This window comes from Kocuria coralli, assembly GCF_008831305.1.
GTDB lineage: Bacteria > Actinomycetota > Actinomycetes > Actinomycetales > Micrococcaceae > Kocuria > Kocuria coralli.
This window is the reverse complement of sequence record NZ_ML708610.1, coordinates 221008-237982: the sequence shown is the minus strand read 5'-3', so window position 1 is coordinate 237982 and position 16975 is coordinate 221008. Positions and strand designations below refer to the sequence as shown.

The window sequence follows — 16975 nt, the reverse complement described above, 5'->3', positions numbered from 1 at the left end:
AGCATCCGCGGGCGACGGCCTGCCGTCGGGCACGGTAGCGTCGGCGGCATGGCTCGTTCATCGGCAGAGACCACCCCGGGAACCACGTTCGTCAAACGCTCCCCCGACCCTCGGCCGGGGTACTTCCAGCTGGAGGCCGCGGGCCTGGCCTGGCTGGCGGAGGGACCGGCGCGCTGCGCGCGGGTGGTCTCCGTCTCCGATACCCACCTGGAGCTGGAACGGATCGCTCCCGGTGCACCCGATGCCCGGGCGGCCCGGCGATTCGGCGGCGACCTGGCCACCGCCCACGATCTCGGTGCGGATGCCTTCGGAACCGCGCCGCCGCCCTTCGTCGCCGAGACCGGGCGGAACAGCGGGGATGGCAGCCCGGCCCCACCCACGACGAAGGGCTGGTTCGGCCCCCTGGACCAGCCGCTCGGGCTTCCCCTCGAACCCGTTGCCTCCTGGGGCGAGTTCTACGGCGGCCAGCGCATGGACCCCATGGTCCGGCGCCTGCGCTCCTCCGGTGCCCCGGCGTCGTCGCTGGACGTCCTGGAGCGGGTCACGGAGGCGCTGCGCACCGGCCGGTTCGACGACGGCGAGGAGCCCGCGCGGGTCCACGGCGATCTGTGGAGCGGGAACCTGATGTGGGATCGCAGCGGGGCGGTGCTGATCGACCCCGCCGCCCATGGCGACCACCGCGAGCAGGACCTGGCCTTCCTGGCCCTGTTCGGAGCTCCGTATCTCGAGGAGATCGTGGCCGGATACGAATCGGTCCATCGCCTCCGCCCCGGGTGGCGCGACCGCGTCCCGCTGCACCAGCTGTTCGTCCTGGCCGCCCACGCGGCGCTCTTCGACCCGCCCCGAGGCGGAGGCTACCTGCGCCAGACGGAACGCGCTGCACGCTCAGCGCTGAACCTCCTGGCGGGCTGAGGCCGCATCCGTAAAATGGTGCGGTCATGACCAGCACCACTCCCAGCGCCGGGCCGGCCACCGCGACCGGTCCCACGCCACCGGCCCGCCCCAGGATCGTCTACCCCGAGCAGCTCCCCGTGTCGGGGCGGCGGGAGGACATCATGGCTGCCATCCGCGATCACCAGGTGGTGGTGATCGCGGGTGAGACCGGATCCGGCAAGACCACGCAGATCCCCAAGATGTGCCTGGAGCTCGGGCTGGCCGAACGCGGCATGATCGGGCACACCCAGCCACGGCGGATCGCGGCCCGGTCCGTGGCCGACCGCATCGCCGAGGAGCTCGGGGAGGAGATCGGCCGGACGGTCGGCTACCAGGTGCGCTTCACCTCCGAGGTGGGCGCCGACTCCAAGATCAAGCTCATGACGGACGGCATCCTGCTGGCCGAGGTCCAGCACGACCGGCTGCTCGAGAAGTACTCGGTCCTCATCGTCGACGAGGCCCACGAGCGCTCCCTGAACATCGACTTCCTGCTGGGCTATCTCAAGACCATCCTGCCCGAGCGCCCGGATCTGAAGGTGATCATCACCTCCGCCACGATCGACCCCGAGCGTTTCGCGGCCCACTTCCACCAGCCCGTGGCACCGGGCTCCCCCCGGGGCACCCCGCCGGAACCGGCCCCCATCATCGAGGTCTCCGGCCGCACGTTCCCCGTGGAGATCCGCTACCGCCCCCTCTCGGCGCAGGCCTCGGTGTTCGACGGGGACGACGGCGACGCTTACGGACGGGAGCCCGGCGACGATCCGGGTGCCCCCGGCGCACGGCGCGGGAGTTCCCCCGAGAATGCCCGTCAGGAGGACCGCGACCCCATCGACGGCGTGATGGACGCGGTCCAGGAGCTGTCTCGTGAGGCGCCCGGCGACATCCTGGTGTTCTTCGCCGGCGAGCGGGAGATCCGGGACGCCCAGGAGGCCCTGGAGGAGCTGGTCAAGGGCCACCCCCGGCTGGACGGAACGGAGATCCTCCCGTTGTTCGGCCGGCTCACCATGGCCGAGCAGCACCGGGTGTTCTCGCCCTCCGGCAAACGGCGGATCGTGCTGGCCACCAACGTCGCCGAGACCTCCCTCACGGTGCCCGGCATCAAGTACGTGATCGACCCGGGCACGGCCAGGATCTCCCGCTATTCGACCCGGACCAAGGTCCAGCGCCTCCCGATCGAGCGCATCTCGCAGGCCTCGGCCAACCAGCGGTCGGGGCGGTCGGGACGGGTCTCGGACGGCATCTGCATCCGGCTGTACTCCGAGGAGGACTTCCAGCAGCGCCCGGAGTTCACCGACCCGGAGATCCTGCGCACCAACCTGGCCGCGGTGATCCTGCAGATGATCTCGGCGGAAGTGGTGGACCGGCCCGAGGAGATCGGCGCCTTCCCCTTCGTGCAGCCGCCCGAATCCCGTGCCGTCAAGGACGGCGTGAACCTGTTGCGGGAGCTCGGGGCGCTGCGCACCCAGCCATCCGAGGCCGGCCGGCGTGCCAACGCGGGCGGGGAGCGCGAGGGCGACGGCGGTTCGGGACGCCGCGGCGGCAGACGTCCTCGTGGCGGGCGTGAGCGGCGCGGCAGGCGCGGCGCTCCCCGGTCTCCGCTCACGGCGACCGGGCGCGCCCTCGCGGCGCTTCCGGTGGACCCGCGGCTGGGCCGGATGATCGTGGAGGGCAAGCGCCGCGGGTGCGCCCGTGAGGTCATGATCCTGGCGGCTGCCCTGACGGTCCAGGACCCTCGCGAGCGCCCGCAGGACAAGCGGCAGGCAGCCGACGAGTTCCATGCCCGTTTCAAGGACAAGACCTCCGACTTCCTGGGCTACCTGCTGTTGTGGCAGTACCTGCAGCGGCAGCAGAAGGACCTGTCGGGATCGGCGTTCCGGCGCATGTGCAGGCGGGAGTTCCTGAACTACCTGCGCATCCGCGAGTGGCAGGACCTCTTCGCCCAGCTGCGGCAGATGGCCCGGACCGTGGACATCGAGGTCGGCAAGTCCCGGGAGATCAACGCCGGCGCCGCCTCGGACGACGTGCACAAGGCCCTGCTCTCCGGGCTGCTGAGCAATATCGGCGTCCGCGACGAGCGGACCCGCGACTATCAGGGCGCCCGTGGCACCAGGTTCGCGATCTTCCCGGGTTCCGATCTGTTCAAGAAGCGTCCCGACTACGTGGTCTCAGCGGAGCTCGTGGAGACCTCTCGGCTGTGGGCGCGGACCAACGCCGCGGTGGAACCGGGATGGGTCGAAGAGGTCGCGGGCGACCTGGTCAAACGCAACTACGCCGAACCCCACTGGTCCCGCTCCCGCGGAGCCGTCATGGCCAAGGAGCGGGTCACGCTCTACGGCGTCCCCCTGGTCATCGACCGGCCCGTCGGCTACTGGAAGGTGGACCCCGCCGGGGCCCGCGAGCTGTTCATCCGGCACGCGCTGGTCGAGGGCGACTGGCAGACCCGCCATCGCTTCGTGGCGCGCAACCGGACCAAGCTCGCCGAGGTCGAGGAGCTCGAGAACCGGCTGCGCCGCAAGGATCTCCGCGCGGACGATCAGGCGCTCTTCGAGTTCTTCGACGCCCGGGTCCCGGCCGAGGTGGTCTCCCAGCGGCATTTCGACTCCTGGTGGAAGATAGCCCGCCAGGAGGACGAATACCGCCTGGACTTCGAACCCGAGCAGCTCATCGACGACGAAGCCGGCGAGTGGGACGACGCCGCCTTCCCCCGCCAGTGGGTGCAGAGCACCGACGGCGGTCAGCTGAGCCTGGACCTGGACTACGCCTTCGCACCCGCTGCCCCGGGGACGGCCGGACGCGGCGGGAGCCAGCTGCCCGACGGCGTGACGGTACGCGTTCCCGTCCTCTTCCTCCACCAGCTCTCCCCCGCGCCGTTCAGGTGGCAGATCCCCGGGTTGCGCACCGAGCTGATCACCGCCCTGATCAAGTCCCTGCCCAAGGCCGTCCGCAAGAACGTCGTCCCCGCCCCGGACGTCGCGCGCCAGGCCGTCGAGATCCTGGACGCCGAGGCCGATCCCGCCGCCGATGAGCTGGAAACCGCTCTGCCGCTGGCCCTGCGACGTCTGCGCGGGGTGATCATCGAGCCTGACTCCTTCGACTGGTCGCGGGTACCCCAGCACCTGCGCATGCACTTCCAGGTCCGCGACGCCCGCAACAAGGTCCTCGGCGAGAGCGACGACCTGGAGGCCCTGCAGGCCGCGTTGCACGACGACGTCCGCCGCGCACTCGCCGAGTCCCTCGGCACGACCGCCGAGGCGCTTCCGGGTGCTACCGGCCCCTCGCGTCCTCCGGCGGCGGGCGGACGCGGCCCGAAGGCACCGGGCCAGCGGTCCGGGAAGGGCGGACGCGGCCGTCCCGGCAACAGGCCGCAGGCCGCCACGACCGAGAGGTCCGTCTCGCTGGAGCGGGACGGCCTGACCGAATGGCCCGCCGATGACATCCCGCGCCAGGTCGAGACCGTCGTCGCCGGGCAGCGGATCACCGGATGGCCGGCGCTGGAGTCCTCGGCGCACCTCTCCGGCAGCGGGGGCCGGGACACGGAGGGCGCCCAGGGACCGCCGGCGCCCACCGCGAGCGTGCGGGTGTTCGCCGATGAGGCCGAGCAGCAGGCGGCACAGCGCCGCGGAGTCATCGCGCTGCTGCAGCACCGGCTGCCATCGACCCAGCGCTACGTCTCGGATCACCTGAACAACAAGGAGAAGCTCGTCTTCACGCAGAACCCGCAAGGGTCCGTCGACGTCCTGATCCGGGATTGCACGCAGGCGGCGGTGGACAAGCTCCTGCCCGCAACGCCGCCCTGGACGCGGGTGGAGTTCGACCGCGTGTTCGACGAGATTCGGGCGGAGCTGATCGACACCGTATTCGTGGTGACCGCCCTGGTAGCGCAGGTCCTCACCGACGCCAATACGGTGCGCAAGCAGATCAAGCGCCCGGCGTCGATGGCCGCGGTCAATGCGTTCGCCGACCTGCGCGAGCAACTGGACCGCCTGGTCAGCCCCGGCTTCGTCACCCGGACCGGCTGGGAGCATCTCCAGCACCTACCGCGGTACATGAGGGCGATGCAGATCCGCGTGGACAAGCTCGTGGGAACCGCCGCCATCCAGCGCGACACCACCAACATGCTCGAGGTCCAGGCGCTCGAGGACGAGCTGGATGCGGCGATCGGTGCCGTGCCGGCCGGGCGTCCCGTGCCGCAGGCGCTGACCGGGATCGAATGGCAGATCCAGGAGCTGCGGGTCTCCTTCTTCGCCCAGGAGCTCGGCACGGCCTACAGCGTCTCCCCCAAGCGCATCCGCAAGGCCCTGCGGGAGGCCACGACCGGATAGGCGACAGCCGTGGCCCTCACCGGTACGAGGCGGGCGGCCCCGCCCCGGAACGTTCAGCGCTGGGGGACGTACCGCTCCTGCCCGTCGGCGAGCAATGCCTGCCGGATGCGCTCGGCCGACTGCTCCATGAGCTCGCCGGAGGGGTTCTGGTCCACGTTGGCGAAGTCGAACTCCTCGATGGAGTTGGTGGGCCACACGTGGATATGGCAGTGGGGCACCTCGAAGCCCTGGATCATCTGGCCCACGCGCCTGGGGTGCCAGACCTGGTCCTGGGCCTTGCCGATGATCTGCGAGACGCGCATCAGGTGCGCGGCGAGCTCGGGGTCGAGGTCCAGCCAGTGGTCGACCTCCTCCCGGGGGACCACGAGGGTGTGCCCCTGCGACAACGGCGCGATGGACAGGAAGGCCACGCATTTCTCGTCCCGCCAGACGAACCGGCCGGGGATCTCGCCGTCGATGATCTTGGTGAAGATGGTGCTCACGGAGTCTCCTCTGAGATGCGGAGCGGACGGCGGCCTCGGCCGTCGCCCGGTCACGGGTGGGGGTGTATCCAGGAAAGAAGCGATGCGGCGGGCCGGCGTAGGCCGGCCCCGGTGGCTCAGACCTCGACCGTGGTCCCCGGGTCCAGGTGAACGTACTGCGTCCCGTACTTCCCGGCGAAACGAGTCACCTGCTTCTCCACGATGCCGAAGCCGTTGGCGGACAGCAGGGCGTCGTGGATCTGATAGGCGGTGGGGGCGCCCACGGCGATCAGGAAGTCGATCACCTCGGACATCTTGGACCACGGGGCATGCAGCGGGACGAGCACGGTGGTGGGCGTGATCCCATGGGGTACGACGAACGAGTCCCCGGGGTGGAAGAGCTTCCCCTCGATCAGGTAGCCCACGTTGTCCACGGTTCGCACCAGGGGATGGATCAGCGCGTGCTGCCCGCCGAAGGTCTGGACCCGGACTCCTCCGAGATCCAGCTCGCCGTCCGCCTCCACGTCGTGGATCCTCGGCCTCCCCTCGGAGTCCACGGCCGCACCGGCCAGGTCCTCGCGCAGGTGAGCCGCCACGGGCCCCGGGGCCCACACGGTGGTGTCCGGCTGCTCCCGCAGCCGGGCGGGCACCCTCTCGGGGTCCAGATGGTCCGGGTGGGTGTGGGTGATCAGCACATGATCCGCTCCGGTCATCGCCTCCTCGACCTCGGAGAAGTTCCCCGGGTCGATCACGATCACGGTGTCCGCGCACTGGACCCGGACGCAGGAATGGGTGAACTTGGTCAGCTTCATGGCAACCTCCACTTCATGGCGACTTCCAGGGACGAGCGTCCTGCATGACGGCGTTCTCGGGCACAGCCTATCGATCGGGTCCGGCGCGTGACGGGCGTTCGCCCCGGGCACACCGCTGACGGCAGGTTCCCGCTACCCTTTGATGGCCGCGCGTGTCATGGTGAGAGGACCGCATACACGGCATGTCACAACCACCACGGCACCCGTGACGGGTGAGCGAGATCAGGAGAGAAGTTCGTGAGTTCCGCCGACTCCCCCGCATCCAAAGAGGCACGTGGCGAGATCCGCAACACCAGGCAACGTCGCGCGGTCCGCGCCGCACTGGACGCGCAGACCGACTTCATCTCGACCCAGGACCTGCACAACCGCCTGCGCGAGCAGGGCGATTCGGTCTCCCTGGCCACGACCTACAGGGTGCTCCAGTCGATGGCCGATACCGGGGAGGTCGATGTGCTGCGCAACGCGGAGGGCGAGGCCATCTACCGGAAATGCGCGGCGGAGCATCACCACCACCACCTGGTGTGCCGGGTCTGCGGCGCCACGGTCGAGCTGGAGGCCCCGCTGGTCGAGGCGTGGGCCGAGCAGACGGCGAGCGCCTTCGGCTATACGAACCTCGATCACACCATCGAGATCGTCGGGCTGTGCCCGCGATGCCAGGAGCAGGCCGACGCGGACCCGTCGAGCCCCGAACCGGCTACGGCCACGGACGGCGCCGAGGACCTTCGGTGAGCCCTCCGGCGCGGGAGCCGGTGTCCTGTCCCTCGGCCGAGGGGCAGGACGCCGGGGATGACCGCGGTGGCCGTCGCCCGGACACGATCGTCCTGGTGGCGCACCTGAGCGCCAAGGGCGGGCGGATCGCACGCGCGGCCCGGGCTGCCGCCGCGTTGTTCACCGCCAACGGGTTCAGGGCCACGATCCTCTCCACGGAGTCCCCCGCCACCGGTACCGACGAGCCCTCCGGGGCGCAAGGCGCCCGGGCCTGGGGACGGCCGCTGCGGCGCTGCCTCGCCCGGAGCCGGGGCGAGGGCATCGCCGCCGTCGTCGCGGTGGGCGGGGACGGCATGGCCCACCTGGTGCTCAACGCCCTTCTGGAGCACCAGGCCCAGGGAGGAAGGGCGCTGCCTTTCGGGCTGATCGCGAGCGGGTCGGGCAACGATCTGGCCCGCCACTGGAAGACCCCGCATGACGACCCGGAACAGGCCGCCGGGCGGATCCTGCGCCGATTGGACACCGGGCCCGCTTTCATGGACGTGGGTCAGGCCGCGTTCGACGACGGGTCGCGGGCCTGGTTCGCCACCGCCCTGTGCGCCGGCATCGACGCCGCCGTCAACGAGCGCGCCAACCGGTGGAGACGCCCGAGCGGATCCCTCAAGTACCTGATCGCCCTGGTGGTGGAGATCGTGAGGCATCCACCGCACCGCTACGGGCTCGAGGTCACGGAGGCCGGGCGGACGCGACGCCGGGAGATCGAGGCCCTGATGGTCAACGTGGCCAACACGTCCTCGATCGGCGGCGGCCTCAGGATCGTGCCACGGGCCTCGGCCACCGACGGGCAGCTCGAGCTCTTCGTCGTCGATCCCCTGACCCGGCTCAGGTTCCTGAGGCTCTTCCCCTCCATCTACACAGGCGCCCACGTACGCGTCCCGGAGGTGGAGATCAGTCCAGCCACGCGAGTGCGCATGACCGGGAAGCACGTCGTCTACGCCGACGGGGAACCGCTGGGCGAGCTTCCGGTGACCATCACCGTCCTGCCCGCGGCGCTGCCCGTGCTGCTGTGAACCCCGGACCGCGTGCTGCGGTCGTCGTCCTCACCTTCGCCCGGGCCTCCGCCTGTGGCCCCCGCGCCGTCGCGAGCCGCTGAGGAGCGCGGGCGGCTACGGGTCCGGCGGAGGATCCAGGAGAGCACCCAGATCAGGAACGAGATGGTGGTGACGTACGGGCTGATCGGCAGCGCCCCGCCCAGCGCCAGCAGGATGCCGCCGACCATGGAGACCTCGGCGAAGACCACGGAGAGCACCACGATCTTGACCGGTGAGGCGGACAGGTTCATCGCCGCGGCGGCCGGGGAGATCAGCAGGGCCAGGACCAGCAGCGCCCCGATGATCTGGACGGACAGGGCGACGGCGATGCCGAGCAGCAGCATGAAGGCCAGGGACAGCGCCCGGACGGGCAGTCCGCGGGCTCTTGCGACCGCGGGGTCGGTGCTGGCGAAGCTCAGCGGCCGCCAGATCACCAGCAGGCCGGCGATCACGACCGCCGAGAGGATCGCCATGGACACCAGCTGCACCTCGTCGACGGAGACGATCTGGCCCGTGAGCAGCGCGAACCGGTTGGCGGTCCTGCCCTGGTAGAGGGCCAGTGCCAGGATGCCGATGCCCAGCCCGAAGGGCATCAAGACGCCCACCACGGAGTTGGACTCGCGCGATTGGGCGCCCACGATGCCGATGATCACCGCCGCGACGACCGAGCCCATAAGGGAGCCGGTGACGATATCCGCCCCGACCAGCAGGGCGATCGCGCCTCCCGCGAAGGACAGCTCGGCGATGCCGTGGACGGAGAAGGCCATGTCGCGCATCATCACGAAGGTGCCGATCATGCCGCCGACCAGGCCGATCAGCGCCCCCGCCCAGATGGAGTTCTGCAGCAGGTGCAGCAGGTCGCCGTACCGATCGAAGACGAAGACCGAGTCCAGGATGGCTTCCAGGTTCACAGGGCAGCCCCCTCATGGTGGCCCGGGACGTCGCAGTGGTCCACGACCTCGGCACCGACCACGAGCACCCTGCCCGCGACCCTCATGACCTCCACGGACGTCCCGTAGAGATCGGAGAGCACCTCGGAGCGCAGCACCTCGGAGGGCGAGCCGATCCGGAACGAGCCGTTGGCCAGGTAGAGCACACGGTCGACGTCGTCGATGATCGGGTTGATGTCATGCGTGACGAACAGGACAGCGGCGCCGGTGCGGTCGCGCTGCTGCGCGACCAGCTCCGCCAGCTGCTTCTGACGCTGCAGGTCCAGCGAGAGCAGCGCCTCGTCGAAGAGCAGGAGGCTGGGGTCGGTGGCCAGGGCCTGGGCCACCCGCAGGCGTTGCTGCTCGCCGCCGGAGAGCGTACCGACCGGGGCGTCCGCGTACTCCGTGGCGCCCACCCTCTCCAGCAGGGCGTCCACGCGCTCCCGGTAGGCCCTGCGACCCAGCAGCCGCGGTCCCCACCGGTGCCCGTCGACACCCATGCCGACCAGGTCGCGGCCCCGCAGGGGAGTGCGGTCGTCGAAGGCGCGCTGCTGGGGGACGTAGCCGATCTCCGTCGAGCCCCGGCGCACCGGCGCGCCGGCCACCTCGACCGTCCCGGAGCTCAGGGTCTGCAGCCCCAGCAGGACTCGCAGGAGCGAAGTCTTGCCCGTGCCGTTGCCCCCGAGGACCGCGACGTACTCGCCCGGCTGGATATCGAGGTTCAGCCCGCTCCACAGCGTCCGCCGCCCGAAAGCGAGCGCGGCGCCCCGGAAGGACGCCGCGGGCCCACCCGAAGTCACTGACCGCTGCCCCCCATCGCCTGCTCCAGGCTGTCGATGTTCCCGCTCATCCAGTCCAGGTAGCCGGTGTCCTCCGGCAGGTTCTCGGAGAACGACACCACGGGCAGCCCCGCCTGCTCCGCCACGGTGCGCAGGTCCTGGCTCTGGCCCGTCGAAGTCTGCTCGTTGTAGGCCAGCAGCTGGACCTGCTCGTCCTCGACGAGAGTGCGTACCTCGTCGTAGACCAGGGGCGCCGCGTCGGTCCCGTCCTCGACGGCCACCGTGAACTCCGTGGGGGTCACGTCGTGCAGCCCCGCGTCCTCGAGCAGGTAGCCGGCCACGGGTTCGGTGGCCGCGTAGTCGCCCTCCAGTCCGAGGCCGCTCACGCGCTCGTGCAGGCCCTCGACCTCTTCGCCGAACGCCTGGGCGTTGTCCTGGTAGGTCTGGGAATTGTCGCCGTCCAGCGTCCCGAGCTCCTCGGCCACGGCGTCCGCCGTCTTGGTCACGGAGTCCAGGTCGTACCAGACATGCTCGTTGAAGGAGCCGTGATCGTGCGAGTGGCCCTCCTCGTCGTGGGAGTGCCCCGCCTCCTCGGTGGCGTGGTCCTCAGCGGCATGGTCCTCGCCCTCGTGGTCATGATCGTGGTCGTGCCCCTCCTCCGAGCCCTCCAGGCCCGAGACCTCGACGGCGTTGACGACCGGGGCACCGGCCTCCTCCACGAGATCCTCCATGAAGGCGTCGTAGCCGCCGCCGTTGAGCACCACCAGGTCCGCGTCCTCCACCGTGAGGCGGTCCTGAGGGGTGGCCTCGTAGGAGTGCGGATCCTGTGCCGGCGAGTCGATGACGGGGACCACCTCGACGTTGTCGCCGGCGACCTGCTCGACCACGTCGGCGTACACCGAGGTGGTGGTCACCACGGTGATCGAGGCATCGGCAGTGGCATCGCCGGTGGCGTCACCAGCGCCGCCGGAGCATGCGCTCAGCGCGAGGACGCCGATTCCGGCGACGGCGGCCGGGACCAGGGACTTCAGGCGGGAAGCGGGCTGTCGGGAAGAGAACTGGGGTGTGCGAGGACTCACGTGAAATCCGTTCTAAGCGGCCCGGGGCCGCGGAGGGATCAAGAGCAGCGGATGCACTGTCTTGATAATGATTGTCATGTGCGCTGGGATCGTAGCAGACCCTTCACCCGATGTCCGCATCGATGCCCTATCAGGCCCAGCTCTCTCCGCGCGCGCGGCCCTCCTCGTAACCCGAGACGTTCTGCACTCCCACCACGGCACGGTCCGCGAACTGACGGGTGTTCGTCGCCCCCGCGTAGGTCATGGAGCTGCGCACGCCGGCGGTGATGTGATCCACCAGGTCCTCGACGCCGGGACGGCGCGGATCCAGGTACATCTTGGAGCTGGAGATGCCCTCCTCGAAGATCGCCTTGCGCGCCCGCTCGAAGGCCTCCTGGCCCTGGGTGCGGTTGAGCACCGCGCGGGTGGAAGCCATCCCGAAGCTCTCCTTGTAGTACCGGCCGTCGGCGTCCTGGTTCAGCTCCCCCGGCCCTTCCCACGTGCCGGCGAACCAGGAACCGATCATGACCTGGCTCGCGCCCGCCGCCAGGGCCAGCGCCACATCGCGCGGGTACTTCACCCCGCCATCGGCCCAGACGTGGGCACCCAGCTCGCTCGCGGCGGCGGAGCACTCCAGCACGGCCGAGAACTGCGGGCGTCCCACGGCGGTCATCATGCGGGTGGTGCACATGGCACCGGGACCGACGCCGACCTTGACCACATCGGCCCCGGCGCCCACGAGGTCGCGGACGCCGTCGGCGGTCACGACGTTGCCGGCCACGATCGGATGCTCCGGTGCGACGCTTCGGACCGTGGCCAGCGCCTCCATCATCTTCCGCTGATGACCGTGGGCGGTGTCCACCACGAGCACGTCGACCCCGGCGTCGATCAGCCGCTGGGTCTTGCCCGCGACGTCCCCGTTGATCCCCACCGCGGCGCCCACCTTGAGAGCCCCCTGGGCGTCGAGGTTGGGGGTGTAGATCGTCGAGCGCACCGCACCCTGGCGGCTGATGACGCCGACCACCCTTCCGTCGTCGACGACGGGTGCCACATGCAACCGGGCCTTCTCCATCCGGGTCGTCGCCAGCGCCATGGACTCGCGCAGCCCGGAGGGGCCGGAGCCCGGTTCCGACAGCTCAGCGGCGGTGAAGACGGGGACATCGGTGCGCATGACGACGTGCAGCTGCGTGAAGCGATCCACCTGCTGGCAGTCGCCTTCCAGGACCATGCCCTGGAACCCGCCGTCAGCGTCCACGACGGCCACGGAAGCGTGGGCATGACGACGCAGCTGGGCCAGGGCGTCGTGCACGGTGTCATGCGGTTTCATCAGCCGCACGGACTCGAAGTACGGGGAGCGGGCCTTGACCCACGCGGTCTCCCGCGCCACGACGTCGGAGGGGATGTCCTGGGGCAGTACGCCGAGACCGCCGCGGCGCGCCATGGTCTCCACCATGCGCTTGCCGGTCACGGCCGTCATGTTGGCCGCGACCACAGGGGTGGTGGACCCCGTCGGATCGCCGGCCCGCAGATCGACGTCGAATCGCGAGGTGATGCGAGACGACGAGGGCACGAGGAAGACATCGTTGTAGGTCAGGTCCGTGACAGGGGTGTTGAGAAAACGCACGTCGGACATTTTAGGTCCAGTCCGGCCATAACCCGCTCCGTGCCGGCCCACGGACCCGCCGGGGCCCTCGCAGCTGTTGGCCGTATGTTGCCCTGAACACTAGACTTGCCCCCAGTACGACCGTTCGTCGGCTGACAGCGGCCGGATCCCCCTGGCGGTTTCACCATGAACGCCACTGCCATGGGCATCTGCGGGACCCGGATCGCCCGTCAGGAGCCAGGGCCCAACGCGCAGCCGAAGTCACGGTCGTACGGCGTGACCAACGACGGTCACCGGATCAAGACGAGAGAATGAGGCGTAGGCACGTGCCGAGCACACCACGAGACCTGATCCCCGAAGAGTTCGCGGGCAACGAATGGCTCGTCGAGGACCTCTATCGGAGGTACCAAACCGACAAGAACGCGGTGGACAGGGACTGGTGGCCCATTTTCGAGAGCATGGACAAGGCTGCCGAGTCCGCATCGTCCCGCGATTCCCCGAAGACCGAGTCCTCTCGGAAGACGGAGAGCGCCCCGAAGGCTGAAGCCTCCTCGAAGGACGAGAGCCCATCGGAGTCCGCCGGCGCCGCGCAGCCCGAGCCGTCCGGCCAGCAGCCGCGTCGACGAGCGCAGTCCGAGCCCGCCTCCCAGAAGACCACGCCGCGCGAGCAATCCAGGCCTGAAAGCCAGAACCAGGAGAAGAAGAGCACCGTGAACCCACCAGCTTCCTCGTCCAGCCAGGGAGGCTCGCAGGAAGAGCCGGGAGACGAACCCCAGGACCAGATCGTCAAGCTGCGCGGCCCGGCCAAGGCGGTGGCCGCCAACATGGATGCGTCGCTGACGGTCCCCACGGCCACCACGGTGCGCGCCGTACCGGCGAAGCTGCTCATCGACAACCGCGTCGTGATCAACTCGCACCTGGCCCGCAACCGAGGCGGCAAGGTCTCCTTCACGCATCTGATCGGCTACGCCGTCGTGAAGGCGCTCAAGAACTACCCGTCCATGAACGTCACCTATGACGAGCAGGACGGCAAGCCGGTCGCCATTCACCCCGCCCACGTGAACTTCGGCCTGGCCATCGACCTGCCCAACAAGGACGGCTCCCGCAACCTGGTGGTGCCGAACATCAAGGGAGCCGAGGAACTGAGCTTCCGCCAGTTCTGGGACGCCTACGAGGATATGGTCCGCCGCGCCCGCAAGGGCGAGCTGACCATGCAGGACTACGCCGGGACCACCGTGTCGCTCACGAACCCCGGCGGCATCGGCACCGTGCACTCCGTGCCCCGCCTGTCCAAGGGCCAGGCCGCCATCATCGGCGTGGGCGCCCTGGACTACCCGGCCGAGTACCGCGGCTCCTCGCCCCGCACGCTCTCGCGCAACGCGATCTCCAAGATCATCACGCTGACCTCCACCTACGATCACCGGGTGATCCAGGGAGCGGGGTCCGGCGAGTTCCTCAAGACGGTCGAGTCCTACCTGCTGGGCGACGACTTCTGGGACGAGATCTTCCAGGGCCTCAAGGTCCCCTACGAGCCCGTCCGCTGGACCCTGGACAACCAGGTCAACCCGGAGACCCAGGTCAACAAGGTCGCCCGGATCCAGCAGCTCATCCACGCCTACCGCGTGCGCGGTCACCTGATGGCCGACATGAATCCGGTGGGCTACACCATGCGCACCCACCCGGACCTGGACATCCGGACCTACGGCCTCTCCCTGTGGGACTTGGACCGCGAGTGGCCCACGGGCGGTTTCGGCGGCGCACCCACCCTGACGCTGCGCACGATCCTGGGGCTTCTGCGCGACGCCTACTGCCGCACCCTCGGCGTGGAGTACATGCACCTGGAGGCCCCCGCCGAACGCGAATGGTTCCAGGGCGAGCTGGAGAAGGGCTACACCAAGCCCACGCGCGACGAGCAGTTCCGCATCCTCAGCCGCCTGAACGCCGCCGAGGCCTTCGAGACCTTCCTGCAGACCAAGTACGTCGGCCAGAAGCGCTTCTCCCTGGAGGGCGGCGAATCGCTGATCCCGCTGCTCGATGCGGTCATCTCCGACGCCGCCGATGACGGGCTGGCCGGGGTGGTCATCGGTATGGCCCACCGAGGCCGCCTGAACGTCCTCACGAACATCGCCGGCAAGTCCTATGCCCAGGTCTTCCGCGAGTTCGAGGGAAGCCAGGACCCCAGGGCAGCCGAGGGCTCGGGCGACGTCAAGTATCACCTGGGTACGGAGGGCGTCTTCACCTCCGACTCCGGCAACCAGACCCAGGTCTACCTGGGTGCGAACCCGTCCCACCTCGAGGCCGCCGATCCGGTCATCGAGGGCGTGGCCCGCGCCAAGACCGATGTGCTCGGCGGCGGCCCCGAGGGCGACGGGAGCTACCCCGTGCTGCCCATCCAGGTCCACGGCGACGCCGCGATGGCCGGTCAGGGCATCGTGTTCGAGGTCATGCAGATGTCTCAGCTGCCGGCCTACAACACCGGCGGCACGGTGCACATGGTGGTCAACAACCAGATCGGCTTCACGACCTCGCCCGAGGCCGGCCGCACGTCGACCTACGCCACGGATGTGGCCCGCACCATCCAGGCCCCCATCTTCCACGTCAACGCCGATGACCCGGAGGCCGTGACCCACGTGGGCCAGCTGGCCTACGCCTACCGGCAGCGGTTCCACAAGGACGTCGTCATCGACCTGCTCTGCTACCGGCGCCGCGGCCACAACGAGGGCGACGACCCTTCGATGACCCAGCCGCTGATGTACCACACCATCGAGCAGAAGCGCTCGAGCCGTAAGGTCTACACCGCCAACCTGGTGGGCCGCGGTGACATCAGCCAGGAAGAGGCGGATCGCGCCCTCAAGGACTACCAGGAACGCCTGGAGCGGGTCTTCACCGAGACGCACGAGGCGCAGACCTCCGACACACCCCTGGTCACGGGCGACGCCGCCGCGATCGCCAACATCGAACGTCCCTCGGCCCAGCAGACGGACTCCGGGGTCTCGATCCCCCGCTCCACCGCCATCTCTGCCGAGACCGCGCGCCGGATCGGGGAGGTCCACATGGCCATCCCCGAGGGCTTCACGGTCCACCGCAAGCTCACCAAGCTCCTCGAGCGCCGCGCCAAGATGACCGTCGACGGCGGCGTGGACTGGGGCATGGGCGAGATCATGGCCTTCGGCTCCCTGATGATGGAGGGCATCCCGGTCCGGATGTCCGGGCAGGACGTCCGCCGGGGAACCTTCACCCAGCGCCATGCCGTGTTCTTCGACAACGTCACCGGTGAGGAGTGGACCCCGCTCAACCATCTGCTGGACGATCAAGCGCCCCTGGCGATCTACAACTCCCTGCTCTCCGAGTACGGGGTCCTGGGCTTCGAGTACGGCTACTCCGTGGAGCGGCCGGACGCCCTGACGGTGTGGGAGGCGCAGTTCGGTGACTTCATCAACGGCGCCCAGACCATCGTCGACGAGTTCGTGGCCTCCGCGGAACAGAAGTGGGGCCAGCGTTCGTCCCTGGTCATGCTGCTGCCGCATGGCTTCGAGGGGCAGGGCCCGGACCACTCGTCGGCTCGCATCGAGCGGTTCCTGACCCTGTGCGCCGAGAAGAACATGATCGTTGCCCAGCCCTCGACGCCGGCCAACCACTTCCACCTGCTGCGCCGGCAGGCCTATTCACGGCCGCGCAAGCCCCTGATCGTCGCCTCGCCCAAGCAGCTGCTCCGGCTCAAGGCCGCGGCGTCGCCCATCGAGGACTTCACCTCGGGGACCTTCCGGACGGTGATCGAGGATCAGGCCGGACTGGACCCCAAGGAGGTCACCGACGTCGTCCTGGTCTCCGGCCGCCTGTACTACGACCTGGTCGCGCACCGCAGCCAGCGGGAGGACAGGACGACCGCGATCATCCGGGTCGAGCAGCTCTACCCGCTGCCGCTGGAGGAGATCAAGTCGGAGCTGGCCCGTTACCCCGAGGCCAATGTGCTCTGGGCCCAGGACGAGCCGGCCAACCAGGGGCCCTGGCCGTTCATGGCGGTCAACCTGGCACCCGAGCTGAACCGGAGGATCCGCCTGATCTCCCGTCCGGCCTCCGCCTCCCCCGCCAACGGCTCGGCCAAGCGCCATGCGCTGGAGAACGAGAACCTGCTCGAGGAACTGTTCGACAACCGCTGAGCTCGTGCAGCTGACACGGCGCCGCGCACGGTCAGTGCGCGGCGCCGTGTACCGTTGACAGGCAACGGCACCCGGATATGACCTCTGCGTCGGCTCAGGTGCTCCCCCCTCTTGGCAGA

Annotated in this window: 12 protein-coding genes; 6 read left to right on the top strand and 6 right to left on the bottom strand. The window is 69.6% G+C overall.

The features are described 5' to 3' along the window. Positions 1-48 precede the first annotated feature (48 nt). Both FCK90_RS01055 and FCK90_RS01050 read left to right on the top strand, forming a co-directional pair. A complete protein-coding gene (locus FCK90_RS01055; protein WP_158032444.1) occupies positions 49-912 on the top strand; it encodes a fructosamine kinase family protein in 864 nt (287 codons plus the stop codon). A gap of 26 nt (positions 913-938) precedes the next feature. Then, on the top strand, positions 939-5255 hold the full coding sequence (locus FCK90_RS01050; protein WP_158032443.1) for a DUF3418 domain-containing protein: 4317 nt from the start codon (positions 939-941) through the stop codon (positions 5253-5255). 53 nt (positions 5256-5308) lie between these two features. On the opposite strand, the gene FCK90_RS01045 is transcribed toward FCK90_RS01050, so the two are convergent. Next, positions 5309-5737, bottom strand: a complete 429-nt coding sequence (locus FCK90_RS01045; RefSeq protein ID WP_158032442.1) for an HIT family protein — start codon at positions 5735-5737, stop codon at positions 5309-5311. 116 nt (positions 5738-5853) lie between these two features. Next, positions 5854-6528, bottom strand: a complete 675-nt coding sequence (locus FCK90_RS01040) for an MBL fold metallo-hydrolase (protein WP_158032441.1) — start codon at positions 6526-6528, stop codon at positions 5854-5856. Between the two features lie 237 nt (positions 6529-6765). Here FCK90_RS01040 and FCK90_RS01035 point away from each other — a divergent pair, with 237 nt between their 5' ends. Both FCK90_RS01035 and FCK90_RS01030 read left to right on the top strand, forming a co-directional pair. Then, a complete protein-coding gene (locus tag FCK90_RS01035) occupies positions 6766-7257 on the top strand; it encodes a Fur family transcriptional regulator (protein WP_158032440.1) in 492 nt (163 codons plus the stop codon). Further along, positions 7254-8306 carry a diacylglycerol/lipid kinase family protein gene (locus FCK90_RS01030; RefSeq protein ID WP_181954149.1) on the top strand — a complete coding sequence of 351 codons (1053 nt, stop codon included), beginning with the start codon at positions 7254-7256 and terminating at the stop codon, positions 8304-8306. The genes FCK90_RS01035 and FCK90_RS01030 overlap by 4 nt, the downstream gene beginning before the upstream one ends. On the opposite strand, the gene FCK90_RS01025 is transcribed toward FCK90_RS01030, so the two are convergent. The 4 genes from FCK90_RS01025 to guaB1 form a co-directional block, all read right to left on the bottom strand. Further along, on the bottom strand, positions 8228-9238 hold the full coding sequence (locus FCK90_RS01025; RefSeq protein WP_158032438.1) for a metal ABC transporter permease: 1011 nt from the start codon (positions 9236-9238) through the stop codon (positions 8228-8230). The two genes, FCK90_RS01030 and FCK90_RS01025, sit on opposite strands and share 79 nt — an antisense overlap. Continuing rightward, a complete protein-coding gene (locus tag FCK90_RS01020) occupies positions 9235-10056 on the bottom strand; it encodes a metal ABC transporter ATP-binding protein (protein WP_158032437.1) in 822 nt (273 codons plus the stop codon). Before FCK90_RS01020 ends, FCK90_RS01025 begins: the two co-directional genes overlap by 4 nt. Next, on the bottom strand, positions 10053-11114 hold the full coding sequence (locus tag FCK90_RS01015) for a metal ABC transporter substrate-binding protein (RefSeq protein WP_246179868.1): 1062 nt from the start codon (positions 11112-11114) through the stop codon (positions 10053-10055). The genes FCK90_RS01020 and FCK90_RS01015 overlap by 4 nt, the downstream gene beginning before the upstream one ends. Positions 11115-11244: 130 nt before the next feature. Then, entirely contained in the window at positions 11245-12717 is a 1473-nt protein-coding gene (gene guaB1 / locus FCK90_RS01010) for a GMP reductase (RefSeq protein ID WP_158032436.1), read from the bottom strand. Between the two features lie 165 nt (positions 12718-12882). On the opposite strand from guaB1, the gene FCK90_RS15845 reads away from it, so the two are divergent. Both FCK90_RS15845 and FCK90_RS01005 read left to right on the top strand, forming a co-directional pair. Further along, a complete protein-coding gene (locus FCK90_RS15845; RefSeq protein WP_281347431.1) occupies positions 12883-13011 on the top strand; it encodes a hypothetical protein in 129 nt (42 codons plus the stop codon). An 11-nt stretch (positions 13012-13022) separates the two neighbouring features. After that, positions 13023-16856, top strand: a complete 3834-nt coding sequence (locus FCK90_RS01005) for a multifunctional oxoglutarate decarboxylase/oxoglutarate dehydrogenase thiamine pyrophosphate-binding subunit/dihydrolipoyllysine-residue succinyltransferase subunit (protein ID WP_246179867.1) — start codon at positions 13023-13025, stop codon at positions 16854-16856. The last annotated feature ends 119 nt before the right edge of the window (positions 16857-16975 follow it).

Bases quoted from the DNA above. Each gene is read 5' to 3' on its own strand.
- FCK90_RS01055 (WP_158032444.1), top strand. From the start codon at position 49: ATGGCTCGTTCATCGGCAGAGACCACCCCGGGAACCACGTTCGTCAAA.
- FCK90_RS01050 (WP_158032443.1), top strand. From the start codon at position 939: ATGACCAGCACCACTCCCAGCGCCGGGCCGGCCACCGCGACCGGTCCC.
- FCK90_RS01040 (WP_158032441.1), bottom strand. From the start codon at position 6,528: ATGAAGCTGACCAAGTTCACCCATTCCTGCGTCCGGGTCCAGTGCGCG.
- FCK90_RS15845 (WP_281347431.1), top strand. From the start codon at position 12,883: ATGAACGCCACTGCCATGGGCATCTGCGGGACCCGGATCGCCCGTCAG.